16 protein-coding genes and 5 pseudogenes are annotated in these 22250 nt (G+C 55.9%); 7 read left to right on the top strand and 14 right to left on the bottom strand.

Annotated elements, in window-relative coordinates; genetic code table 11:
* Positions 1-20: 20 nt before the first annotated feature.
* The 4 genes from ABC383_RS22660 to ABC383_RS22645 form a co-directional block, all read right to left on the bottom strand.
* Positions 21-1130, bottom strand: a complete 1110-nt coding sequence (locus ABC383_RS22660; RefSeq protein ID WP_413017489.1) for a S8 family serine peptidase — start codon at positions 1128-1130, stop codon at positions 21-23.
* 197 nt (positions 1131-1327) lie between these two features.
* Positions 1328-2685 (bottom strand): IS3 family transposase gene (locus ABC383_RS22655; protein ID WP_413017487.1). Its coding sequence is split into 2 segments (ribosomal slippage): positions 1328-2217 and positions 2217-2685, totalling 1359 coding nucleotides; the frame shifts between segments, so codons are not numbered across the junction.
* A gap of 217 nt (positions 2686-2902) precedes the next feature.
* Positions 2903-3412 carry an IS630 family transposase gene (locus ABC383_RS22650; RefSeq protein WP_413017486.1) on the bottom strand — a complete coding sequence of 170 codons (510 nt, stop codon included), beginning with the start codon at positions 3410-3412 and terminating at the stop codon, positions 2903-2905.
* Between the two features lie 59 nt (positions 3413-3471).
* Entirely contained in the window at positions 3472-3972 is a 501-nt protein-coding gene (locus ABC383_RS22645; RefSeq protein WP_413017484.1) for a helix-turn-helix domain-containing protein, read from the bottom strand.
* An 889-nt stretch (positions 3973-4861) separates the two neighbouring features.
* On the opposite strand from ABC383_RS22645, the gene ABC383_RS22640 reads away from it, so the two are divergent.
* Positions 4862-5218, top strand: a complete 357-nt coding sequence (locus tag ABC383_RS22640) for a helix-turn-helix domain-containing protein (protein WP_413017482.1) — start codon at positions 4862-4864, stop codon at positions 5216-5218.
* Between the two features lie 378 nt (positions 5219-5596).
* Here the strand turns inward: ABC383_RS22640 and ABC383_RS22635 are convergent, their stop codons facing one another.
* Positions 5597-6628, bottom strand: coding sequence for an IS110 family RNA-guided transposase (locus ABC383_RS22635; protein WP_413017480.1), 1032 nt, complete (start codon positions 6626-6628; stop codon positions 5597-5599).
* 128 nt (positions 6629-6756) lie between these two features.
* Here ABC383_RS22635 and ABC383_RS22630 point away from each other — a divergent pair.
* From ABC383_RS22630 to istB, 3 genes and pseudogenes are all read left to right on the top strand, one after another.
* A pseudogene (locus ABC383_RS22630) lies at positions 6757-7027 on the top strand (transposase); the annotation flags it as partial.
* Between the two features lie 391 nt (positions 7028-7418).
* Positions 7419-8663: an IS21 family transposase gene (gene istA, locus ABC383_RS22625; RefSeq protein ID WP_413017478.1), complete on the top strand. Its 1245-nt coding sequence runs from the start codon at positions 7419-7421 to the stop codon at positions 8661-8663.
* Entirely contained in the window at positions 8660-9520 is an 861-nt protein-coding gene (gene istB / locus ABC383_RS22620) for an IS21-like element helper ATPase IstB (protein WP_011255177.1), read from the top strand. The genes istA and istB overlap by 4 nt, the downstream gene beginning before the upstream one ends.
* Here the strand turns inward: istB and ABC383_RS22615 are convergent.
* Positions 9506-10822, bottom strand: coding sequence for an IS701 family transposase (locus ABC383_RS22615; protein WP_413017476.1), 1317 nt, complete (start codon positions 10820-10822; stop codon positions 9506-9508). The two genes, istB and ABC383_RS22615, sit on opposite strands and share 15 nt — an antisense overlap.
* A gap of 157 nt (positions 10823-10979) precedes the next feature.
* On the opposite strand from ABC383_RS22615, the pseudogene ABC383_RS22610 reads away from it, so the two are divergent.
* Positions 10980-11117: pseudogene (locus ABC383_RS22610) on the top strand (transposase); the annotation flags it as partial.
* A gap of 464 nt (positions 11118-11581) precedes the next feature.
* Here ABC383_RS22610 and ABC383_RS22605 read toward each other — a convergent pair.
* Both ABC383_RS22605 and ABC383_RS22600 read right to left on the bottom strand, forming a co-directional pair.
* Complete coding sequence (locus tag ABC383_RS22605; RefSeq protein ID WP_413017474.1) at positions 11582-11779, bottom strand: hypothetical protein; 198 nt, start codon at positions 11777-11779, stop codon at positions 11582-11584.
* Positions 11780-11785: 6 nt separating this feature from the next.
* Positions 11786-12418, bottom strand: coding sequence for a hypothetical protein (locus ABC383_RS22600; RefSeq protein WP_413017472.1), 633 nt, complete (start codon positions 12416-12418; stop codon positions 11786-11788).
* Positions 12419-12948: 530 nt separating this feature from the next.
* Between ABC383_RS22600 and ABC383_RS22595 the strand changes: the two are divergent.
* Positions 12949-13470 (top strand): annotated as a pseudogene (locus tag ABC383_RS22595) (IS6 family transposase); the annotation flags it as partial.
* A 31-nt stretch (positions 13471-13501) separates the two neighbouring features.
* Here ABC383_RS22595 and ABC383_RS22590 read toward each other — a convergent pair.
* Positions 13502-14751: pseudogene (locus ABC383_RS22590) on the bottom strand (IS256 family transposase).
* Between the two features lie 72 nt (positions 14752-14823).
* Here ABC383_RS22590 and ABC383_RS22585 point away from each other — a divergent pair.
* A pseudogene (locus tag ABC383_RS22585) lies at positions 14824-15003 on the top strand (IS6 family transposase); the annotation flags it as partial.
* A gap of 89 nt (positions 15004-15092) precedes the next feature.
* Here the strand turns inward: ABC383_RS22585 and ABC383_RS22580 are convergent.
* From ABC383_RS22580 to ABC383_RS22560, 5 genes are all read right to left on the bottom strand, one after another.
* The gene (locus ABC383_RS22580; RefSeq protein WP_413017470.1) at positions 15093-18014 is read right to left on the bottom strand and encodes an AAA family ATPase; all 2922 of its coding nucleotides are present in this window, start codon (positions 18012-18014) and stop codon (positions 15093-15095) included.
* Entirely contained in the window at positions 18011-19138 is a 1128-nt protein-coding gene (locus ABC383_RS22575; RefSeq protein ID WP_413017468.1) for a hypothetical protein, read from the bottom strand. Before ABC383_RS22575 ends, ABC383_RS22580 begins: the two co-directional genes overlap by 4 nt.
* The gene (locus ABC383_RS22570) at positions 19084-20160 is read right to left on the bottom strand and encodes a trypsin-like peptidase domain-containing protein (RefSeq protein WP_413017466.1); all 1077 of its coding nucleotides are present in this window, start codon (positions 20158-20160) and stop codon (positions 19084-19086) included. The genes ABC383_RS22575 and ABC383_RS22570 overlap by 55 nt, the downstream gene beginning before the upstream one ends.
* A gap of 99 nt (positions 20161-20259) precedes the next feature.
* The gene (locus ABC383_RS22565) at positions 20260-21972 is read right to left on the bottom strand and encodes a hypothetical protein (RefSeq protein WP_413017464.1); all 1713 of its coding nucleotides are present in this window, start codon (positions 21970-21972) and stop codon (positions 20260-20262) included.
* Entirely contained in the window at positions 21969-22250 is a 282-nt protein-coding gene (locus tag ABC383_RS22560; protein WP_413017462.1) for a peptidase associated/transthyretin-like domain-containing protein, read from the bottom strand. Before ABC383_RS22560 ends, ABC383_RS22565 begins: the two co-directional genes overlap by 4 nt.

Below are 22250 nucleotides of genomic sequence, written 5' to 3'. Positions count from 1 at the left end.
AATTCCGGAGCAACGTTTATTTATACAAGTCCAAGCTGGATTGCTTTGTGAAGTGCAACAAGCGACTGAAACGCATTTGCCCGAGGATATTTCCTGTTAGTGTGCTTAACATTGTCGTCGTCGTCATCGCCGTCTATTATCCAAGTAGAACTTGCACGGAGTAGGTCCTGTAGCAGAGCAATAGTCGGCATTTCGTGTTTTCTTCGTAGATAATATTGCTGCAAAAGAAGGACTATTCCTGCGACTGTCGGCGATGCTTGACTCGTTCCGTCTTGAGTGGATGCGGCCGTATCGTCAGCAGCACCCGCAGAAGTTACAGCACCGCCCGACGAAAAAATATCTGTATAGCATTCCGGACTCGTTTCTTTTGACAGGCGCTGAGTAAACGGGGTAAGTTGATCGGCGTGAGTAGAAAACGCAGTAGCACCATCACTATAGGAGCGGTTTTTAAACGATTCGTCATAAACCGCACCCACTGAAATAACGTTTCTAAATATTGCCGGTATGCTCATTCCCTCCGCTTGAACGCTGTAATAGCTATTTCCAGCTGCGGCTACCACTGCAACTCGTTTGGTAGCGAGCGCTTCGGTGATTTTGGCAAAACTTTCCAGTGTTTTTGTTGGTTCAGTATCATCTTTAAAATTGGTATTAGGCACACCAAGTGAAAGATTGGCCACGCTAATTTTCAACCTCTCTGCATTGGCATATACCCATTCGAGCGCCTCGATAATTACAGATAAGTTCGGAGCTGGAATGACTTTGAGAGAAACAAGGTTTGCTGCCGGTGCAATTCCACGGCGTTCGTCATTAGTACCTGCAGCAATTATTCCAGCTACGTTTGTGCCATGTCCATTCCAGTCGGTAACATTGTTTGGATCACTCCCGTCCTCTTCTGTAAAATTCTTTACTCCAATAACTCGGCCGGTGAAGCATTCATGCGTGGTTCGCAGACCGGTATCTAGTACCGCAGCGGTAAGGCCAGCACCATCGACCTTAAATTCCCTTTGTGCCCTCTTAACATCAAGCAGCTTATCTACTTCTAGATCAAATGTAACCCAATGATCTTTTGGAGTGATTCGTGGTGGAAGCGGCGCGGGGATAGACAAAGCGTGTAACAAATCTAATGCCATTTTTTCTCCAAGACTTCAATCGACTTGAATATTTATTTTGTTGCTCTCTAATGGAGGCTAGCGTCGTATAGACATATGCTTCTGATAAAAATCAAACTGGGTGAACAGTGAAGATACTCATTTCACATATTAGCCAAAACGGTTTGGATGAATCGCCCCGGTTTTGAACTGACCCCCAGGAGTTGGATGGTTAAACTTCAGTTACGTGCTGCCTGAAGTCGATATTCCACCGGGCTCATGCCGCTAAGCTTCGATTTGATGCGGTGTCGATTGTAGTAGTCGATGTAGCACTTTAGGCCCGCATCCAGTTGCTCGACATCCTCGAAGTCGGAGAGATGGAAATACTCGGCTTTCAGGGTAGCAAAGAAGCTCTCCATGGCCGCATTATCAAAGCAATTTCCCTTTCGCGACATACTTTGCTTCATCCCGTATCGAGCCAGAGCCGATCTATAGGGCTGCATCCGGTAGTGCCAGCCTTGGTCGGAATGAAGCAGCGGTCTGTCCTTTCCCCTGCATTTCCTTGCGGCTTTCCTTAGCATGTCCATCACCAGCGAGAAATCAGGCCGACGGCTGGTTTCGTAAGCTACGATTTCGCCATTGTAGAGATCCATGATAGGAGACAGGTATAGCTTCTTACCGGCGACGCAGAACTCCGTTACGTCCGTGACCCACTTCTGATTTGCTTGCGATGCCGTGAAGTCGCGATTGAGGGAGTTAGGTGCGGCTTCGCCAAGCTCGCCCCTATAGGACCGAAACTTTTTCGGGCGCACACGTGACCGCATTCCCATGTCGTTCATGAGTCGCTGTACGGCCTTATGATTCACCAACCAACCATCGCGACGGATAGCCGCCGTGACGCGACGATAGCCATACAGACCGCGATGTTCCGTATAGACAGCCCGAATCCGCGCTTTAAGCTCATCATGCCTATCAGGCATAGCCAATACCTTCGCCTGATAGTAAAACGTGCTACGCGGCAGTTGCGCAGCATGCAGTAAGTCGGCCAAAGGAAACTCCCGCCTCAGCTCTAGCACTATCTGCGCCCTTTCTGCTGCGCTGTTTTTTTCGCTAGAACCAAGGCTCTGACTTTTTTTAGGTACGCAACCTCCGCGCGCAACCGTTGATTCTCGCTCAGTAAGCGGTCTGCCTGCTCTGACTGCTCAGGCTCTGGCGACCGAGCCGAGGTCTTTTTCTTTGTTGGCACGAGATTATCCAATGGGAGAATATCCTGCGGCGAACGAAGCTCTCCGCGCTCATGTTGTCGCTGCCACATCGTGATGCTATGAGGATTACCGATATTGTACCGAGCTGCCAGCTCGCGGCAGGACAGGTTTTCTGCCGCGAGGCGGTGCAGCACTTCCAACTTGAACTCACACGTGTATCGACCGTGCTGACGAGTAAGGCCGGCACTGCCGTGATGCTGATATGCCCCGACCCATCTCCTGACTTGGCTATCAGCGATGTCAAACTTGGCGGCCAGGAGCTTGTATCCCCCTTTGCCAGAGAGATACTCCCGGACCACCTTTCGTTTGAACTTGACGTCGAACGTCCTCATAAAACCTCCAGAGTTGTGTCCAACTCTTGGGGGGTCAGTTCAAAGCCGGAGCGGTTCAGGAAGACAAAATTGCCGCTATTGCCAGAGCACTTCCGTTAATTTTCGCTCACGTCTGAACACAACGCCAATTCTCTCAATATACCCAGAGTGTTGTAGAGCTTGGCAGGTAAATATGCGACTGTGCCACCAAGGAAAGTAGTGTTATACCAATCCCGAGTCATGAGATTCCTTGATCGGCGGGTGAACTTGCCCAAACGCGTGTACACAGCGAACGAATTGCGCCGGGGAGTTGGGTGAATTTATTCCATGCGTCACAGCAGGCGTCGACGATGTCGTCGTAACTGTCATAGCAGCGATTGGCCAAACTGCGATCGCGTAACTGCTGCCAAACCTGTTCCGCAGGATTCAACTCAGGGGATCCCGCTGGCAGCGACAACAGCGATACATTCGCAAACTGCGGCAGTTTCGGTGTCGTATGCCATCCCGCCTGGCCCAGTACCAGTACGGCATGCCGGCCTGGCGGTACAGCTTGACTGACTGCTTCGAGATGAAGCGCCATGGTCTGGGTGTTGGCAAAGGGCAGCACGAGACCGACTGCCGCATCGCATTGCGGGCACACCGCACCAAAGATATAAGCCGACTCGGATTGCTGCTGTCGCACCACACGTGGCCGTGTTCCCCTGCGTGCCCACACCCGCGTCTGCGTACCGCGCTGCCCAACGCGCATCTCATCCTAAAACCAGATATCGACCTGTTCCAGGCACACCCCGTTGGGAAGTGCCGCTTCTACCTGCTGGAAAAATTTTTTTGGAATGCGGCCTGCTTGGCCGGATCCGCATGCGGGCTCATAGACCGGGCCGTGATCCAGGCCATATCGAGGCGCTTGAGCAAGTCATACACGCCGTTCAAGCTGTACGTCACCGCAAACTGCTCGGCCAGCAACTGCCGGATATCTTCCCCATGCACTCGGCCGCCACCACGGCTGGCCTGCAACTGCTCGACCGCCTGGCGAAAGGCTTCTTCCTGGACTTTGGGAAGCCGCTGCGTGCTCCAGTAATGGGGCACACCGGCCAGTCGATCGACCCCGCCGCTGGCAAACCACTTCAGCCAGCGCATGACGGCATGGCGCGTCACACGCAATGCACTGGCCACTTCCGTGAAGTTCTTGCCATCCTTTAAGTGCGCTAATGCGATATAGCGCATGCGTCGTTGCCCATTGAGTTCCTGGCGTGCAAGCAGGTCGAAATTGTACCTTTGCAGTTGCTGTAAAACTTCATCGGTCAACATTGCCGTCACCTGTACAGAGATTTGTTCCCTTCAGACGCCCGGCACATTCCTTGGTTCAGCTAAGCCTGGGATTGGTATTAGTCCAATTCGAGCTCATGTCGATTCGCTCAGATCGCGTGAACAGGCCCTAGAAAATAAAGCAAGTTAGCTATCGAGCCATGGAGCGAGAAAGTGTAGTCCTTCCCCAATGGCACGCGCCGGCGCAGTCTGTCGGCCGTGATGGATTTTCATTCTGGGAAACGCCCGGTCTTTCGTATAGGATCGCCTGATGGCAGCAACATGAATTGCTCGCGGTACCGTCCTTATTCAGCCTGGACGGCATCATTTCGCTTTCTACCGAGGCTATCTTGACGGTCTGGACGTTCGCACCTTCGCCCGCCGTTAACTTGAAACGACGTCGGACGACGACGGCAGCGAGAATAATTTTCGGGTAGCGAAGTCGGTGGTGAAATGGATTCGCGATCAGCTCACCGTGACTGCGCTCCAGACCGGCAATACCTCCGCGGCCAAGCTGTTACGCGTGGCGGCGCAAGCCTTGCGCATTGCCTACGCGCCGAGCACACCCAGCTTTGAGGAATTTCGAGAGAAGCGTGACCTGCACGAGATGTTTTCCGAGCAGGCCTTAACCGAAACTTTTCCAGGAAGGATACGGCGACACGGACAAACGCGCCGAGCGCGGCACGCAGCGCAACGACTGCCTGCGCCGTAAGCAGCTCGAAATGCTTAGCGCAGTTGTCGGAATGCTAGACGGTGGAATGCGGCGCGATTAATGCGGTCTAATGATGAGCTTTTCTACCGTAAGGAGGCCATCATGGGCGCTGCTTATTCCGTGGATCTACGACGCAAAGTCGTCTAGGCCTGTGAGCGCGGTACAGCTTCGCAGGCACAAGTGGCCCGCTTTTTTGGGGTGAGCCAGGCATTTGTCGAGAAGTTGCTGCGGCTGTATCGTCGCACCGGCGCCTTGGAACCCGACCACCAGCGCGCCGGCCGTCTGGGGTTGCTCGATGCGGCCGCCTGCCAACAGGTGCAGCGCTGGCTGGCCGAGCAAAACGACTTGACCCTGGCCGAGCTCGCCGAGCGCTTGCAAACCCAATGCGGTCTGACAGTGAGCATTAGCTGCGTGCATCGACTGCACATGCGGCGCAAAAAAAAACCGTTCATGCCAGCGAACGGGACACACCGACTGTATTACTGGCACGTCAGCAATACCGCACGCAACTTGCCGCCTGCGCGTGCCGACACTTGAAGTTTATTGACGAGTCCGGCTGCAACATTGCCATGACGCGCCGCTATGGCCGGGCCCACTTCGGTCGGCGGGTCGCGGAGGCAGTGCCGAAAAACTTTGGCTTGAACGTCATATATGGACTCCTCCTCGTTTGCAAACAATCCGCTTTTCGGTATTAGGTACGACTACTCACGTATATCCGGTCTCTGACTGCTGCACCTGTAGTGATGCTCGACCATAATGGGCTATTCGCGCGCCGGTTCCCTATCGCTATCACGGGCTTTTCTGCCACAGACGTTTCCGGGTTCTACCAGCGCCGGTTCGACCTGTTGGCCATCAACGGCTTGTCTTGCAATCGTGGTTGGACACTACTGCTTGCTGACTCCTTCTTATCTATAGTTAAGATGTTACCCTGTCAGGGTGGTAATCCGAGCCTTTCGTGATCATGGCCCAGGCAATGCGGACGGTCTTGTTTGCCAGTGCCACTGTCGCGATATTCTGGTGCCGTGTATTGGCAATGCGCATGACCCACTGGCTGAGCCGATCCGTCTTCGACCCGGCAGTTCGAATCATTGACCGTGCCCCGTGAACCAACAACATTTTCAAATAAGAATCACCCCGCTTGCTGATGCCAAGCAGGCGCTCCTTGCCACCGGAACTGTTCTGCCGCGGTGTTAGACCCAGTGCAGCCGCCATTTGCCTGCCGTTGGCAAACTGCTTTGCGTTGCCAACCGTAGCCACGATCGCCGTGGCAATGATGGGGCCAACTCCACGGAGCTGCTGAAGACGCTTGGCGACCGGATCCGCCTCTGCAATGAGCGCGATTTCGGCATCTAGTTGCTGGAGTCGCTTATCGAGCCCAAGCAGATCCTCCCAGAGACCCATCAGCAACCGGCGAAACCGGCTGCTCAATCCATTTGTCTGGTCCTCCAACCAATATGGGATAGCCGCCCGCAACTGGCTTAATTCTCGCGGCGCAGTCAAAGCATATTCCAAGCATAAGCCCCGAATTTGATTGCCTTTGGCCGTTCGCTGGCTGATCAATTCAGCCCGGATACGGTGCACGGCCTGGATGTCTTGTTGCTCGACCGTTTTAACCGCTACGAAGCGCATGCTAGGCCGACTCATCGCTTCACAAATGGCTTCGGCATCGTTGGCATCGTTCTTGTTGCTCTTGACGTAAGGTTTAACAAACTGTGGCGCAACCAGCTTGACGGTATAGCCATGGGCCTGCAACTGGCGCGCCCAGTGATGGGCACCGCCACAGGCTTCCATGCCGATTTCACAGCCCGGTTCAATTCGCTCTAACAGTGCCTTCAACCAGTCAGCACGGCTTAGCTTCTTACGCCAAATAGGCTTCTCAGTGCGATCGACACCGAGGACCTGGAAGACATTCTTTGCCAAATCGACCCCAACGCGAATAAGCTTCATGGTGGACTCCTTCTTTTACGACTGGTGTGTGGAAACTCCAGTCTGGCACCTCGGTGCCCTTTCGGGGAGGAGGAGTCCATCCCATTGCTATCCTTGGCGCGCTGTCCTGCACCGGGCCCGACGCCGTCATGACAGTCGAGGGTGCGACCGATACGGCCGTGTTTCGGGCGTATGTCGAGCAAGTGCTGGTGCCGACGCTGGTGGCCGATGACATCGTGGTGATGGAAAACCTCAGCGTGCACAAGGTTCGTGGCATCCGGGAAGCCATTGAAGTCATCGGCGCCCGATTGATTTACCTGCCGCCGTACTCACCGGATTACTCGCCAATTGAGATCTGCTGGTCCAAGCTCAAGGCAATTCTCCGAAAAGCCAAGGCGCGGACCCGAGAAGCACTTGATGAGGCTCTTACTCAAGCGATCGAACATATTTCGCAATCGGATGCAAAGGGCTGGTTCAATCTCTGTGGCTATGCCGTACATTAATTCGACGACTGCGCTAGTGGTACTTTGTTATAAGCGGAGATAGAGGTTGATTCCGCCTCCGATTGTCTCGATGAGGTATCGGGCGAGCTTGGCGAATTCGGCGGGCGGGGGCTGAGCGGAGAACATGCGCCAGCAGCGCATGAGCCAGTTCAATGGCGTCAACCATTGTCACTGCCGGAGTAATACTCCCCACTTCTGCCGTTTGAATTTTCCCCAGTTTGAACGGTAAGGCGGGCGCGCACCGGATTTCGCGCCCGCTTTCTACTTGCTCCACCATGACGGCATGTTGATTGCCGGTAGGAGAGCAAGTGGTCAAGTTAAAGGAGTGGATGATGATTCTCGAATTGCACCGGCAAGGCCTGTCGGTATCGGCAATTGCGGAGCGGACCGGGCATGATCGTAAGACTGTGCGCAAGTACATTCGCGAGGGATTGGCAACGCCGAAATACAAGCCGCGCCACCCTCGTCCAACGGTAGTCGAGCCTTACGAAGCCTACTTACGCGAACGCGTGACTGCTTGGCCGGAACTCACTGGCGAGCGGCTGCTACGGGAGATTCGGGCGCAGGGCTACACGGGTGGCCGCACGGCAGTCAACGATTTCCTGCGCACAGTACGCCCGCCGCCGGCGCCCATCTTTGAAGTCCGATTTGAAACGCCGCCCGGCGAACAGGCGCAGGTCGACTTTGCCGAGTTCAAAGTCTGCTTTGGCAACCAGGGGCCCGTACGCCGAGTCTGGCTGTTTGCCATGGTGCTGGGCCACAGTCGTTACTCGTGGGGCCAATTCGTTCTACACCAGGACCTGCCAACGGTCCTGCGCTGCCACATGGAAGCGTTTGCCCATTTCGGCGGTGTACCACGGGAGATCCTGTACGACCGCATGAAGACGGCGGTACTGGGAGAGGACGACAGCGGCGAAGGCATCGTCTACAACGGCAAGCTGCTGGCGTGCGGGACTCATTACGGCTTCCTTCCGCGTGCCTGCCAGGCGTATCGAGCCAAGACCAAGGGCAAGGTCGAGCGTCCCTACCGCTATATCCGTGCCGACTTCTTCATGGCGCGCAGTTTCGAGGACATTGATGACATGAACCGCCAACTACGCCACTGGCTCGATACGGTGGCCAATGTACGTTGCCATGGCACGACTGGGCGCGTCGTCGTGGAGCACTTCCGAGAGGAGCAGCCGCAACTGCAACCCTTGCCGGCTGGTCGGTTTGAAGCGGTACTGCGCGTCGAGCGGCGTGTTAGCCACGAAGGCTGTGTCAGCGTTGGCGGCAACTACTACAGCGTGCCAGACGGCACCAGGAAGCGGATACTCGATGTGGAGACCACGCCTGATAGCGTGCGCATCTTCGAGGACGGCGCCTTGATCGCTACCCATGCCCGGTTGGCGGGCCGGCGCGAGCGCTCAGTCCTGGCGGGCCACCGGGTACTGCAGCGGATCATGCAGCGCGAGAAGCCGGATGCCATTGTGCTACCGCCTGGCCACGCTGTTGCCCAGCGACCGCTGGCTGTCTATGACTTTATTGCACGGCAGATCGGAGGTCAGCGATGACCCATGAACCCATTGCCGAACGCATCCGTCGGCATCTGATTGGTTTGAAGATGCCCCGCGCGCTGGAAGCTTTGCAGACGGTGCAGTCACAGATCGAACAAGGGCAGCTTACTGCCCTGGAAGCCATCGAAGCCTTGCTGGGCGAGGAGTACAGCACACGCGAGAGTCGACGCATCAAGATCGCTTTGCAGACTGCACGCCTGACAGTGCTCAAGACGCTCGCCGGTTACGACTTCAGCTTCCAGCCATCGCTGGAGCGCAGCCGTGTCATGGCGCTGGCGGAACTGGGGTTCATTGAGCGACGCCAGTGCGTGCACTTCCTTGGGCCACCTGGAACAGGGAAGAGCCACCTTGCCGTGGCACTCGGTGTAGAAGCCATCAGGGCTGGTAAGAGCGTGTACTTTGCCACACTGGCCGAGCTGGTTGATTCCATGCGCAAGGCCGAGCGCGAAGGCAAGCTGCGTGAGCGGGTGAAGTTCCTGTCGCGCCACAGCGTGCTCATCGTTGACGAGATTGGTTACCTGGCGTTGGGCTCGACCGGCGGCAATCTGTTCTTCCAGCTGGTCAATGCCTGCTACGAGCGCTGCGCGATGATCCTGACCAGCAATCGTGGCTTTAGTGAATGGGGCGAGATCTTCGGCGATCCAGTTGTGGCCACTGCGCTGCTAGATCGGTTGCTACACCATGCGATCGTCATTCCCATCGAAGGCAATTCGTACCGGCTTCGGGAACATGCCGCCCTGATTCCAGAGCACTTACGCAACCGTCCTGCATTCAATGAAATGGGTAGCCCTGTACCGGAAAAGCGCCGGCCCGGCCGTCCCAAAAGGGAGGAAGCCGCGTCACTGCCGGGTTGACTTCCCACTGCCAAGGGTGGGGAAATTTACTTCGGCAGATATGAGGAAACTACGTGCGGCATTGACAACCATGCCCGCACCGAGCGAAGCAGACGCGGCCAGCGACATCGCATCGGCAACCGTACCGGCTGGCTTTTTTTTTCGTGCCGGCGAATCCACCAGAGCGTGTTGATGTGCCTGTCGTGCCTCCTGCCACCAGCAAAAGGCAAAGGCGCAGCACACCAGCTGCCAATGCCGACGGATTGCCTGGTCGCTACGTACCATGAAGTCAGCCCAGCCCAATTCATCCTTCATCTGCTTGTAGCCTTGCTCGACCCAGTGTCGCAGCCCGTACAGGCGTACCACTTCCTCCAGAGAAGCCGCTTCCAGCGGCAGATTGGTCGTCAGGTACCAGGTCGACAATTCCGGCAATGTCCGCGGGTCTGTCGTGGCGCAGATGGCACGTACCGGCTGATCGGGGCCATAGTTCAGGAAGGTCAATTCGGTTGCCCACCAGCGTTCGGTATGTCTGTCACGGAAGTGGCGTGTCACCTTGTGCCAGTCACGCAGCCGGAGTTCGTCCAGGGCTTCGTTGAAGGAGTGCGCCATGTCCTCCGGTGCCCAGCCGCGTCCGACCGAGCCGCGATGCGACAGCACGAAAGGCAGTCGGCGCCGTCGCAAGGTGGCGACCAGTTCCCGATGATCGCCATAAAAGCAGTCCGCCACAATCGCCTTGAACGTAATGCCGGCCGTCATCGCCTGCTCAATTAATGCCATGGCAAGTTGCGGTTTGCTATGGAAAGCTGGGTTCTTCCTGCCGTCGGGCAGACGGCTTTCCGGGGTGTAGGGGGCTACATGCAACGGGTAATACCGTTGTTCATTGGCCCACAAGGTCGTCACCGCCACGATGCCGTTATCGATCTTGCCCACCGAACCCAAATACTGGCGTGCCACATGTTCGGTGGCACAACCGTCCTTGCGGTCGCCAGTATCGTCAACGACGAGCACACCATCGGGATCGCTGGCCGTCAGCGCATTCTCGGCCAGCAATTGCAGCGTGCGGGTAGTCACGGCGTCCGCATCCCAAAACGATTCGGACAAGAAGAATTGCAATTGCTGTACCGGCGCAGTTTGGGCTTGCACCAGCGGCTCGGCGCCAGCCAACGCCGTAAGCGTCTTGGGCCGGTCGCGTGGCGCCAGCAGGCCGGCCAGGTAGGTTCGGAAGTTACGGCGTTGCGCCAGCGAATGAAACAACGGGTCGAAGTGCTTGGCGTAGTCTTCCAGCGGCCCCGCGGCTGGCGGACAGGGACGACGTGCAGTCATGGCAGCAGTACCTCCTGCTACCACCATAGACCTTCCGCCGCCACTTTCAACAAACTACCACTAGAACGCCGGACACAGTTTATGCGTTATCTTACGCATAGGAATAAGACTGTGAATATGACTATCACTAACAAAAAAATTTAAGTGGTCACCGTGACCGAGCAGCCGCCGGCGCTGGTCCACCCAGGAGAAAGCAGACCTAGTTCGCCTGACCTACGAACCCGGCATGAGCGTGTCGTTGGTGGCACGACAGCATGGCGTCGCCGCCAGTCAGTTGTTCAATTGGCGCAAGGAGAGCAGTCAAAACCGGAGGCATCGCTAGGCTACGCATTGGCAGTGATTGTGATTCTTTTCCTCTGTGTGGGGTCGCCGTCGATCAGGCATGTTGCGCATTCTCAGCTCGCCGTTCAGCACCGCTACCCGAACCTGCACAAGAAGGTGTGCCTCCTTATTCGTCCAACGCATCTGCCGCTTTTTCGCACAACACAAGCTGACGACTTCATTGACCGCAGATTCAGCGATGCTGCTACTGATCGGTATGCCGCACCCGTAACAAGGTGAGTTTTCTAAGCGCTTACTAACGAGTAGCTGAGAGACAAGGAGGGGCAGGCGAAAAGCTGCTTATTTACAATAAATTAATGTTAAGCTTTGCTCAGAATTATCAAAAGGAGCAATCTATCAGTTTACGTGTTCGTTATCTCTGAACACTTTAAGGAACAGCAAGTAGATCAAATAGTGCCTAGTAGCCACTATTTTGAATCACTTCGTCCCTGATGGGTGGTGACATTTGTCGTCACTCTTAGGTGCGGCAATCTTCTTTATCTCACGTATTACTGTGGCACCACCTGCTATCCAAGGCGAGTACATTTGACGTGGAGTCTCCAGCATGGCCTGCCAAAAAGTTTTAGCCATGTCTTTTGCGACCCCAGAAAATTCTTCTTTCAATCGTGTAGACATCTTCAACTACCTCCTACTGAAACGTTTCGTGAAACCTGAACATATCGTTGACCATGTTGGCTTCCACGCTATGCGAGTAACGCTAAGCACAAATTTCCACGCCGTTGTCAGTACATATATAACATAAATAACAACATCAACCCAGAGGACAAACGTCTCTAAACCGTAAAAAATCGTTACTATAAGCCACGGCGCTTGTTTTGACTCAAGAAAGTGAGCAAATTCTGCAAGTCCAAAAGCTGCTGCTCCCATCACAACACAAACCAAACTTGCTGCAAGAACATGCCCGGCAAAGCTTGCTCCAGGCCTCCACCAACTCTCAGGTTGCTTTGCCTCACGCAGAACTAACCACCTTGGGCGCCAAGTGATATGCGTCAGATGGCAAATAAACTGGCATCCCGTTGCCAAAACATAAGCAATAAATACGCCAGCATCAACGACAAAAACAAAGTTTTCTAATCCAGTAAAAACACCAATTATGGACTCTGGAGCGTCATGGGTTTTGAGGAGTTGGATAAATAGGAATATTCCATATGCGGCTGCTCCGATAACAATCAAGACCAACGTCGCTACAGCAATATGTGCAACAAAAGTTGCTCCATGTTTCCACCAACCTTCAGATTCTTCTTCATCCATCATAAAACTTGCTGACTGAACATTAATCGTGGGAGGCAATGATACTCTACTAATATTAGGAGGTTTAGATGTCGTTCATTGGCAGCGGCTCTTTCGGTAGGCCTCGCTGCCTTCGGACGACCGTAATTTACGTCGTACTTGAGGCTCTTTTTCAGAGGATGTTGAGACCCAAAAAACTTTTCCTGACTTGGTTCAATGCCAATTGTTAAAAATCTTCAATAGCGGAATATTACTTTGAAGCCACCGTGAGTATTCGGCAACATAGACAAAAGGCAATAGTGTGCACGTCTCCCTTTACTATGCTGTCGCAATCGTTGCCTCCCTGATCTTCTATTCAGGATATTTACATGCAGCAAGATTTGACTGTTACCAAGTCAGCCAATCGATAGAAAAAGTGATCTGTTCCGGCCCGGAATCGTGAGCATAGGACGAAACGCTGCCACTCATTGCCGCCTTGGAGGGTTGTGTCGCATTAAGCGAGAAGGTCTTCGCCGTCCGGTAAACTTCTGCCTTTGAATAATGCGCAGGCAGCCATGCTGAATACCAAAGGGATGCGTTTTCCGATCGATGTGATTTTGGTCTGTATCCGCTGATATGCGGCCTATCCATTGAGTTACCGGCACCTCGAGGAAATGATGCAGGAGCGCGGTGTGGTGGTCGATCATTCATCGATCAATCGCTGGGCGGTCCGGTTTCTGCCTTTATTGGAAAAGGTCATCCGAAACCACAAGCACGCGGTTGGTAAAAGCTGGCGCATGGATGAGACATATATCAAGGTCAAAGGCGTGTGGAAGTACCTCTATCGCGCGGTGGACAGGCAAGGCAAGACCGTCGATTTCCTGTTGACCGCGAAACGAGATGCATCAGCGGCCAGGCGCTTCTTCGACAAAGCCATGCGGCATAGTGATGTCCCGGACACGGTGACGATGGACAAGAGTGTTGCCAACAAGGCAGCGCTCGACCAGCTGAATACGCAACGAGAAATCCCGATCAAGATTCGGCAAGTCAAATACCTCAACAATATCGTGGAGCAGGATCATCGCGCCGTCAAACGGACGTGTCAGTATTTCTGTGTGCGAGGTCGGTTTAGTTGATGGCGTTGGTGAAGCGCTCGCCGAACATGATAGCGAATTGATTGGCCGCTTGCTTCCATGTCTGCGGCGGCATCTTCCAGTCTTTTTCAATGTTGCGCAAGGCTAGAAACAGCAGCTTCGTAGCGGCCTCATCGCTGGGGAAGTGGCCCCGGTTCTTGACGATCTTGCGCAGGCGCATATGCAAGCTCTCGATGGAATTGGTCGTATATATGATCTTTCTGACCTCGGGCGGATAGGCAAAGAACGGAATGACCTGTTGCCATTGGCGTTGCCACATCGCCGCCACTGTCGGGAATTTGCTTCCCCAAGGTCCAGCAGCAAACGCGTCCAGCGCCGCGGCGGCAGATCCGCATTAGCCGCCTGGTAGATCGGCTTGAGCGCCGCGGCCAGTTCCTTACGGTCCTTCCATGCAGCCAGCGTCGTGGAGTTGCGAATCAAGTGCACAATGCAGGTTTGGATCTGGGCCTGCGGATAGACCGCCTCGATCGCCTCCGGGAAGCCGCGCAGACCGTCGACCACCGCGATCAGGATGTCGTGCAAGCCCCGGTTTTTCAAGTCGTTGAACACCTTGAGCCAGAACTTGGCGCCCTCGGTTTGTTCAATCCACAATCCCAGCACTTCCTTACGCCCATCGGCACGCACGCCCAGTGCCAGGTACACCGCCTTGTTCTTGACGGTTCCTTCATCGCGGATCTTCAGGCGCAACGCATCGAAGTACACGATTGGATACATTGCCTCCAGCGGCCGCTGTTGCCATTGCGTGACTTCCTCGATGACTTCGTCGGTGATGGTGGAAATCAGGTCGGGCGAGACCTCGGTGCCATACAACTCCAGCAGGTGGGCCTGGATCTCCCGTACCGTCATGCCACGGGCATACATGCTGATGACATGGTCGTCAAAGCCAGGCATGCGCCGCTGGTGCTTGGCTACCAGTTTGGGCTCGAAGCTCGACAGCCGGTCGCGCGGCACATCGAGTTGTAGTTCGCCACCGGGTGCCAGCACCGTTTTGGGTGACATGCCGTTGCGATGGTTTTTGCTGGCTTGCTCTTCCTGAGCCAGGTGGTGGGTCAGTTCAGCCGACAGCATGCGCTCGGCCAGCATCTTCTTGAGCTGGCCGGCCAGCCCGGATTCGCCGAGGATGGATTCGTCATCCTTGTTCTGCACGGTGGCCAGTAACTGGTCAATCAGTTCGACTGGAAACGGCGGTGGTGCTTTCTGTTTTTTAGGCTTTTTGGTCGTCATTACGTCGGTCATGGAACATCCCTTTCGGCATTATTTCATGACCTCGCTTACACAAAAATTCTGACAGGCTCCGTCAAACGCGTCACCCGCCCGATGCTTGGCTTTAAATCGTTTCGCTCTGCGCAAGCAATCCTGGCCGGAATCGAACTCATGCACATGATTCGCAAAAGTCAGTTCATGATGGAGGGCTGCGATGGCATGTCGTTTGCCGACCAGTTTTATACGTTGGCAGGACAAGTCAGTCCGACGTAAGGTCATATCCCGAAGCCGGCACTACTTTGTCTTTCGTTTGCTAACGCGACAGAACCAACCAGTATCTCTGCCTGGAATGTTTTCGGTACTCACGCCCCAGAGGGTGGTCCTGATTTAAGAGCTGTTCCATCATCTCCGCTATCCTCTATCGAGGGGACGATGCCCGGTTCAGACGGGACGTTCAAGTTGGGGGGACCAACCGCATGCGATGGATCGACCGATAGGGTATTAGTCACTCCCGCACGAAAATATTCACGGAAACCGTGCAGGGTCTCGTCGCCAGCTTCCATATTAAATAGTTCCGTGCCCAGCCGGCGCGTGTCACGGCTCGTTAGCGTCTCGGTTACCCATTTGCGGATTTTTCCTGCTTGCAAGTTCGACTCCGATACTTCCTGGAGCTCGTCGATGAGCTTCAGCGTCATCTTGCCTGTCGCGACGGCCAAAGCGCGTCCAAAAGTTTTGGCTTGCTCATCGGATGAGACCTCAATGCCAAGGATTTCAATGGCCAGAGCAGCAAGATGCGGATCGTCCTTGGCGAGCTCTGCAGCCGTCTCCCGAAGCAATACCGGTTGTTCGCGTAGCTTCCGCAGCATCTCCTCGTCGAGCTTCGCAAGCGCATCGCGACGGAGTTGCACGCGCTCGTCGTGAGCGCCCGGACAAAGCTGCCGTTGCAACCGAAGCGTAGTGACCAATACACGAAATCGCAGCAAACGATTGCCACTATGGTTCGCTACGGCAATGGCCTCCTTCAGCGTTTTTTCGGCTCCATGAATGTTTTGCCGTCCCTCGTCAATTACTACCATTTTGAGCAGCAGCTCCAGAGCCAAGTCGATGGCCCCGTCAGCCGTAACTGACTCGACGCCGCGTCGTGCAACGGATAGCGCCTCGTCGGGCAAGCCCATGAACCGATAAGCTTCTGCCTCAAGTGCGAATAGCGGGCTGCGCGGAAGCCGCTCCGGCCGCTCGCCAAGCACCTTTAGCGCAGCGACCGGGTTACGGTTCTGCAGATAGCGATCGGCAGAGCGCGCCGCCTGCGCCTCCCACACCGCTTGGTCGGCCGATTCACGTACGCTCACGTCCAGGGTGACCCCTAGACGCTCGGCGAGCCACAGCCGCTGTTCGGGCGGGAGCTCGTCGAGCGCACCTTTGAGCCGCTGGCCAGCCATGGCTGTCCAGCGTGTGCCGATCGTCGTCAGCGGTTGCCGCAAACGCAGCCGGTGGTAAATTTCCTCTCCGCGCGCAATGGGCCCGTCCTGCTCCTCATAATATGCGACGGCGTTGCGGTCGATGCTTTCGACCACCGACGCGTCGACATGGTCCGTCAGGTCATTCATCATCGCTCGACGTACATCGGGGCGATGGCGCAAACTGCCGTCAACAGGATCAATCTCGACCAGAGCAGCCTCTCGCGCGAGTTCGCTCACGATGATAGACGGCGTTCGCTCGGCATCGAAGGTCAACTCACATGGCTCCGCAAGAACTTTCTCTACCACGCCCGCATCGATTCTGCGCACTACGAGCCCTGGATACGCGACCTTACGCACATTGTTTCCGTGAAGATGGTGCAATATGCGGCCATAGAGCAGTGCCTGGATCTTCTCGGCGCGTAACTTCGTCAACAGGGCCGCGCGGTCCTCGCGGAGCGCCGCAATGCCCTCCTCACGTAGTAGGCGTGCGGCAAGCTTGAGGCACATGGGGTTGCGGCTGACGACGTGAATAATGTCGTCCAAGTCCTGGTCTGTGACTGGCGGCATCCCTGCAGCTTCGATAGACGTAGTCAGAAGCCGACGGGCCGAGCGTTTATCTAAAACATCTAGCGCGACAGGGCCCTGATGCTCGGGGAATAGCTCGACTGGGAAAGGATCGTCTACCGAATGACGCATTCGCAGCACCTCCGGAAATGCGTGGGCGACATATTCGGTCGGCAGCGTGCGCCCCGAAAGCACGACACGCGCGACTGGCGCTAACTGTTGCAACTCGCAGACGAACTGAATGAACGGCTCGGTAACGTCAGTCCCAAGGAACTGCACCTCTTCGCAAGTGTCAATGACGATCAGGATCGTGCGACTATTAGCCCACTGCGAAAGGCTAGCCGCAAATAAGCGCGCACCTGAGCTGTACGGCATGTTAGCTGACTCAAGCTGGCGCCCAATCTCGTGGCGCCGTAGCTCGAACTCCAGCTCCTTGGCCACGCTTTCGGCGTGCGGTAGCGGTGCGTCAAGCTGCGGCTGTAATTGCCCAAGCGCGTCAAGCAGCAGCGTCGAGGGGTGCTCTGGCCGGATCGTAGGCCGGTCGATATCGATGTAGGCGACCGGGAGATCGTTTGTTTCGATCTGCTGCAAAATGAACTGGGCGAGCAACGTGGACTTGCCAACGCCGCCCGGACCGTAGACGAACATCGGCACGCGCGGCTGTGGCCCCTTCAAGAAGTAAGTTAGATGCGCGAGCTCTTTTTCACGCCCGACAAAACCCGCCGTGGTGAGGCGCCGCATCGGCGCGAGCAGGTCGTTTCTGCGCAGCACTTTCTTGATCCCTGCCGGTTCAGGCAGGCTATCGAGGATGCCTTCAAGCCATTCGTGCACTATCAGGAGCGAAGCAAGGTCGTCGCGCGGAAGTTTCTCGAGCGCGATTGGCGCACCTTCGAGCACACGCTCGAACACACGCTGCAGGGCATTGCCTTCGCGTTCGGGATTGGCTTCGAGCGCTGCCTTCATCCGCTTACGCGTTCTCAGACGCTTCAACGCCTCGCGACGCGCAGATAGCGACAGAGACCAGCGGCTTGTCTGGCTGCCGTCCGTCTCCACCTCGCATAGCGATCGCATCCGCGCCAGCACGTCAGAAGGCATCACTGTGGCACCACTGACCGGCCAGAGCGCCAGTGGGTCAAAAACCGATAGCACTGCCGCTGCATCGCAATAGGGCAATAACTCGCTATCCTGAGCAGAATTGCCAAGGAAACGGTCAAGGTCGTCGAGCGAGAGCTTGGCCTGACCCCTAATTGCGTCTGTCATGGCTGCTGCCCCTGCCTCAACTTCTCACCCATCTGCTCGACTGCGCTGGTAAGATTGCTCATGGCGGCCTTGTCGAGCGTCGCGCCGTACTTTTTAAAAAGTAGATCAGCGATCTCCGTCGCGCGGTTCATCTTAAGCGGGTTTGGTCCAGAGTCCGACAGGGCCTGCAAGTGCTCCGCGACGAACGTCGGCACTGGGTACTCTGCGTCGTCCTGCGCGATAAAGCGAAGCTCAGGATCTGCAATCGACTCGTTGTAGCCAAGCAATGCGACCCATAGGCCCTGCGGTTTGAGCTCCTCGGCAGCCTGCGCGATCGCGAAAGCGGCTTCTCGCACCGAAGGCGTGACCGTCGGCTCGTTGAGGTCGTCGATCACAAGCCAGGAGCGCCGCGTCAGCCCAACGACCTTGCCTTTGAACGTAGCCAGCAATGCGTCGATACGTGCGAGCTGTGGGTCGTCGGTTAACGATGGAAGCGCCGACACGTCGAGATCGAGCAGGCGGAACACGTCCTCAAATAGATAGCGCGGCGTATACGCCTCTCCCTTCCCTTTCAAACGGTGGCGCAAAGGTTGCGCGCCAGCGGTCGACAACGCCAGATGCTTTAAATACTCCCACGTATATGACTTACCGCCTGGGGCACCGCCCCGGACGACAAGCATGTGCGTCGTGTAGATACTTAAGCTAGTCGTGAAATCCCGTATTCGCAGGCGAAGGTCAGGGCGCGCAATAAAGGCCGTCCGACCAAGCATAATCGCGTCGTGTGGGTCGCCGGTCGGTGAAAAATAGGTTGGCACCATCAGCTCTTTGGCGACTGCCTGCAACCTAGCGTTGCCCCGCATACGCAACATCTCGAGAAACTCTCCAGCACGCGTTGGAATTTGGGCATTGAGATACTCTATGAGCGTAGCTGCTCGCTTTTTAAAAGGCGCGATGCCATTGGTCTGGTTTGCCCAGTTCACGCCGAGGTCCGTGGCGATCAACTGGAGCCGGCTGTCATCCGACTGTTGGTCCAGTTCGTCGGCGAGTTGGTCAATCTGCGCTTTCGTGAACATGATGCTGTTACCTTTCGCTATGGAAGCTTCCAAACCTTTTTGATTACCGACATTGGAATAGCTTGGTTCCATTTGGGAGGGCACGCCGGATCTCGTGCGTGATGCAGCGCTACGAGATTAAGGTCGGCGTCAAAGACCGGCGATCCAGACGATCCATCCTTGCTGTTCGCATCGTAGCGCACGCGCGTGCCGCCATAGTTGAATTCGACGACAGTCCCAACGGTGAGGCTTAACGGATCGCCTTTTGGGTGCTGCAACAGAAACACCTGATTGCCCTTGGCCAACGCAGGAACGTCGCCAGCAGTGTCGATCCATCCACGCCGTTGAGCTTGTGGATCGACCGTGTCGCCGCCGATTGGCAACTCGCCAATGGGCTCTGCAAGGCGCAGGATTGCGTAATCGCTTTCATTTTCATCCGCTTCGCCAAGCGTCGGCTCAAAATCGAACATGCTTGGAGGCTTGCTGTTGGCTAGCCATTCGGAGCCGTCTACGAGACCCACCTCTACCGGTCTCTTCTTCGCCAGCTCGGACCCGTCAAGGGCCTGAAGATAGTCGAACTTGCACTTGACGTCTTGCTGCCGCGCCTGGCCTTTACGAATACGCTCGACGACATGACTATTGGTGAGCACAAGGTTGGCTCCTATCAAAAACCCGGTGCCACCGCCGCCAGGAATGTCTATCCAGCATACCTGACCCGCCAGCTGCGGCAACCTCTCCATGAAAATCGTGATATCAATAAATTTTGCATTGTCTTGAACGATCTCCTCCAGCGTCTTGCCTGTACTATTTAACAGCCGCGGTCCGACAATCGACAACCCCATATCCTCGGCGATGGAGGCAAGGGTGGCGTTTTTCGGGCGGCGTTCATGAGCGGCTGCAACAAGGTCAATCAGCCAATCCTCTAGCTTAGCTGTGTCGATTAACTCTTGAAGGCGAAACTCGTGGGTTTTGTTGAACCCAGGCGGTGAAATAACAGCAAATCCCTTTCCAAAGTAATCACTTGTCAATAGACTTATCGCGGGTTCGTCGAAGGCATCTGAAAGTGCCTTTCTAAACTTTCCATTCCAGGCACCAGTGGGCGTCCAAGGTGGCATTCGATTGCTCCTTTCGTTCTCGTTACTTGGGAAGCTTTACGTTCATCTGCGTGGCAACCGAACTCGGCGTCAGATTTTGGATACCAGCGCCAAATGTCGTCAAGCCAAAGCCCCACAGAAAACTCGATACCAGATCGACCGTCGTCCCAAAGTCCGGGTCCGCGAAAATCCACGAGCTTCCAACCACAAGCGCAATCGCACCCAGATGGACCATGCTACAAGCGCCAGGCCCTTGATCTCGAGGTCGAGATAGCTGACCGTGACGCCGTGGACGGCTGGGTTGGCTTGAGACCCGAGTTCGGTGCCCTGGGCAGCGAGCACGCGGGCTCGCAACTCGTCAGCCTTCGTCTTCGCATCTTGCGGGCCGGTCACGCGATCGGCTAGGTCGTCAAGCTCCCGTGCGAAAGCAAGCGCCACATCTCTTTTACCCGGTTTTTGCAGCAGCTTGAGGATCGCCGGAATAGCAGTGCGCAGCAGCACTAGCAGTCCTTCTAGAACATTCGAAACCTCTTCGAGTTTCGTTTTCAACGCTGCTGTCATGTCAGGCGTCGCGTCGACGCCCGGCCCGAGCGAGAAACTTGAAGGCAGCAGGTTTGCCCGGTCAAGCGTGTCATCCGCAATCGATTCTCCAAGTTGCCCTGCAACCGCTTTCATTCTGTCCATCGCTATATCGGGCGGCGTTGTGCGTCCGAGCTCGGCAAGGAACTGCGCAATCCCATGCCGCAGTGCGGCCGCCGCACGGCGTGCCTGCAAGCGCGCCATCCGTGGACGTGCAAGCGCGGAAATAATCACTGTGAGCGAAAGGCCTAAGAAAGTCCACAGGACGCCGAGCAAGCGCCTGCCGGTCGAACTAGCCTGTAATTTCATCGGAACGTCCTTCATTGCCGCGCTGCCATCGGCGGTGAGGCGTATCACTCCGTCGAACGTACCGTACGGTCCAGCAGATTCGCCATCCTCAAAGCGAAGAAAGACCGTGCGCGTGCTGTTGCCTGGCACGTTGATGCCAAGCAATCCTTTGTCGTCCGGACGATCCATTAGCCGTAGGCGCTGGACACCGATTGCATTGCCCGAGCCGTCCTTTAACGTACTCTGCACGAGGCGCAGGTTGGTAATCGGCTCGTCGGGGTTTTCGATCACAACGCCGTAAATGCGCGCGGTCGGCGGGTCGCTCCATGACAGCGACCAAAGATTGGTAGCGCCCCTCGGAGTCCACTGCGATGCGGCGGCGGGCTTGGCGCTTACCGAAAACTCGACCGCGTATGAGTGGGGTTCTGACGTACCAAATGACAGCGCCGCCATTCGCACGTGCGATGTACCTGCTGGAACGTCAGCCTTCATTGAGATTCGCCAAATAAGGCCATTCGCGCCTGATCGTCCCACGAACTCCGAGCCGAGAAATTCGAAGGTGCTGCGTGCCTCCATCCCTCGTGCAAACCCGCGGTCAACAATTCCGAGCGAATTCGCGAGCTTTTCTATGTCAGCAGTTGCCAGTTGGTCGAGCCCGGCGATGCCTGTGACAGTAAGCGTCGTTACTTCTGCTGGCACACGGACTATGTTGCTGTCGCCAAAGACAAACTGAAATCGTGTACCTGGTAGTGCATTCGCCGACGTCGGCGTCGCGCCGGCGGGTATATCACCGCGCTGTGTGCTCTCAGAGGCACGTGCGTGCGACGTAGTTGATGTGGACGCTCCGGCGACCTGACGGCTGGACGGCGTGGACTTGCCATTGTCTTGTAGCTCTCCATACGCTGCCGTGCTGAGCGTCGCTAGAAACGCGATCGCCACCACGCAACGCAAAGCCCATGAGTTCATGTCTTACCTTCTCTCTCGCTGGGCGGCGCATCGATCCGGATCACGATCTCGCCTCCTTCTCCACCGTCGACTTCGACCTCACCAGCCGAACCCGAGTCGGTGACCGCCTGCAGGCGAAATAACCCTTCAGGCAAACCCACCTGAAACGCCCCATCGTCACCGGTGCGCCGACCAATTTCCGGCGTCGGCGCTGTGCCCCACATAACTGATACGAGCGCACCGGCAATACCATGACTCTCGCTGTCCACGACCCTACCAGAGCGAAGCGAACGGCTCAT

The sequence above is a fragment of the Noviherbaspirillum phoenicis genome, assembly GCF_047237965.1.
GTDB lineage: Bacteria > Pseudomonadota > Gammaproteobacteria > Burkholderiales > Burkholderiaceae_D > Noviherbaspirillum_A.
Note: the sequence above shows the minus strand (reverse complement) of the source record. Positions and strands in the feature narration are given on the sequence as shown.

Coding starts and splice junctions, on each gene's coding strand:
- ABC383_RS22645 (WP_413017484.1), bottom strand. CDS start 3,972: ATGTTGACCGATGAAGTTTTACAGCAACTGCAAAGGTACAATTTCGAC.
- ABC383_RS22605 (WP_413017474.1), bottom strand. CDS start 11,779: ATGTCTACACGATTGAAAGAAGAATTTTCTGGGGTCGCAAAAGACATG.
- istB (WP_011255177.1), top strand. CDS start 8,660: ATGACCCATGAACCCATTGCCGAACGCATCCGTCGGCATCTGATTGGT.
- ABC383_RS22560 (WP_413017462.1), bottom strand. CDS start 22,250: ATGAGCCGTTCGCTTCGCTCTGGTAGGGTCGTGGACAGCGAGAGTCAT.
- ABC383_RS22660 (WP_413017489.1), bottom strand. CDS start 1,130: ATGGCATTAGATTTGTTACACGCTTTGTCTATCCCCGCGCCGCTTCCA.
- ABC383_RS22650 (WP_413017486.1), bottom strand. CDS start 3,412: ATGCGCGTTGGGCAGCGCGGTACGCAGACGCGGGTGTGGGCACGCAGG.
- ABC383_RS22635 (WP_413017480.1), bottom strand. CDS start 6,628: ATGAAGCTTATTCGCGTTGGGGTCGATTTGGCAAAGAATGTCTTCCAG.
- ABC383_RS22565 (WP_413017464.1), bottom strand. CDS start 21,972: ATGAACTCATGGGCTTTGCGTTGCGTGGTGGCGATCGCGTTTCTAGCG.
- ABC383_RS22570 (WP_413017466.1), bottom strand. CDS start 20,160: ATGCCACCTTGGACGCCCACTGGTGCCTGGAATGGAAAGTTTAGAAAG.
- ABC383_RS22580 (WP_413017470.1), bottom strand. CDS start 18,014: ATGACAGACGCAATTAGGGGTCAGGCCAAGCTCTCGCTCGACGACCTT.
- ABC383_RS22575 (WP_413017468.1), bottom strand. CDS start 19,138: ATGGAACCAAGCTATTCCAATGTCGGTAATCAAAAAGGTTTGGAAGCT.
- ABC383_RS22615 (WP_413017476.1), bottom strand. CDS start 10,822: ATGACTGCACGTCGTCCCTGTCCGCCAGCCGCGGGGCCGCTGGAAGAC.
- ABC383_RS22600 (WP_413017472.1), bottom strand. CDS start 12,418: ATGATGGATGAAGAAGAATCTGAAGGTTGGTGGAAACATGGAGCAACT.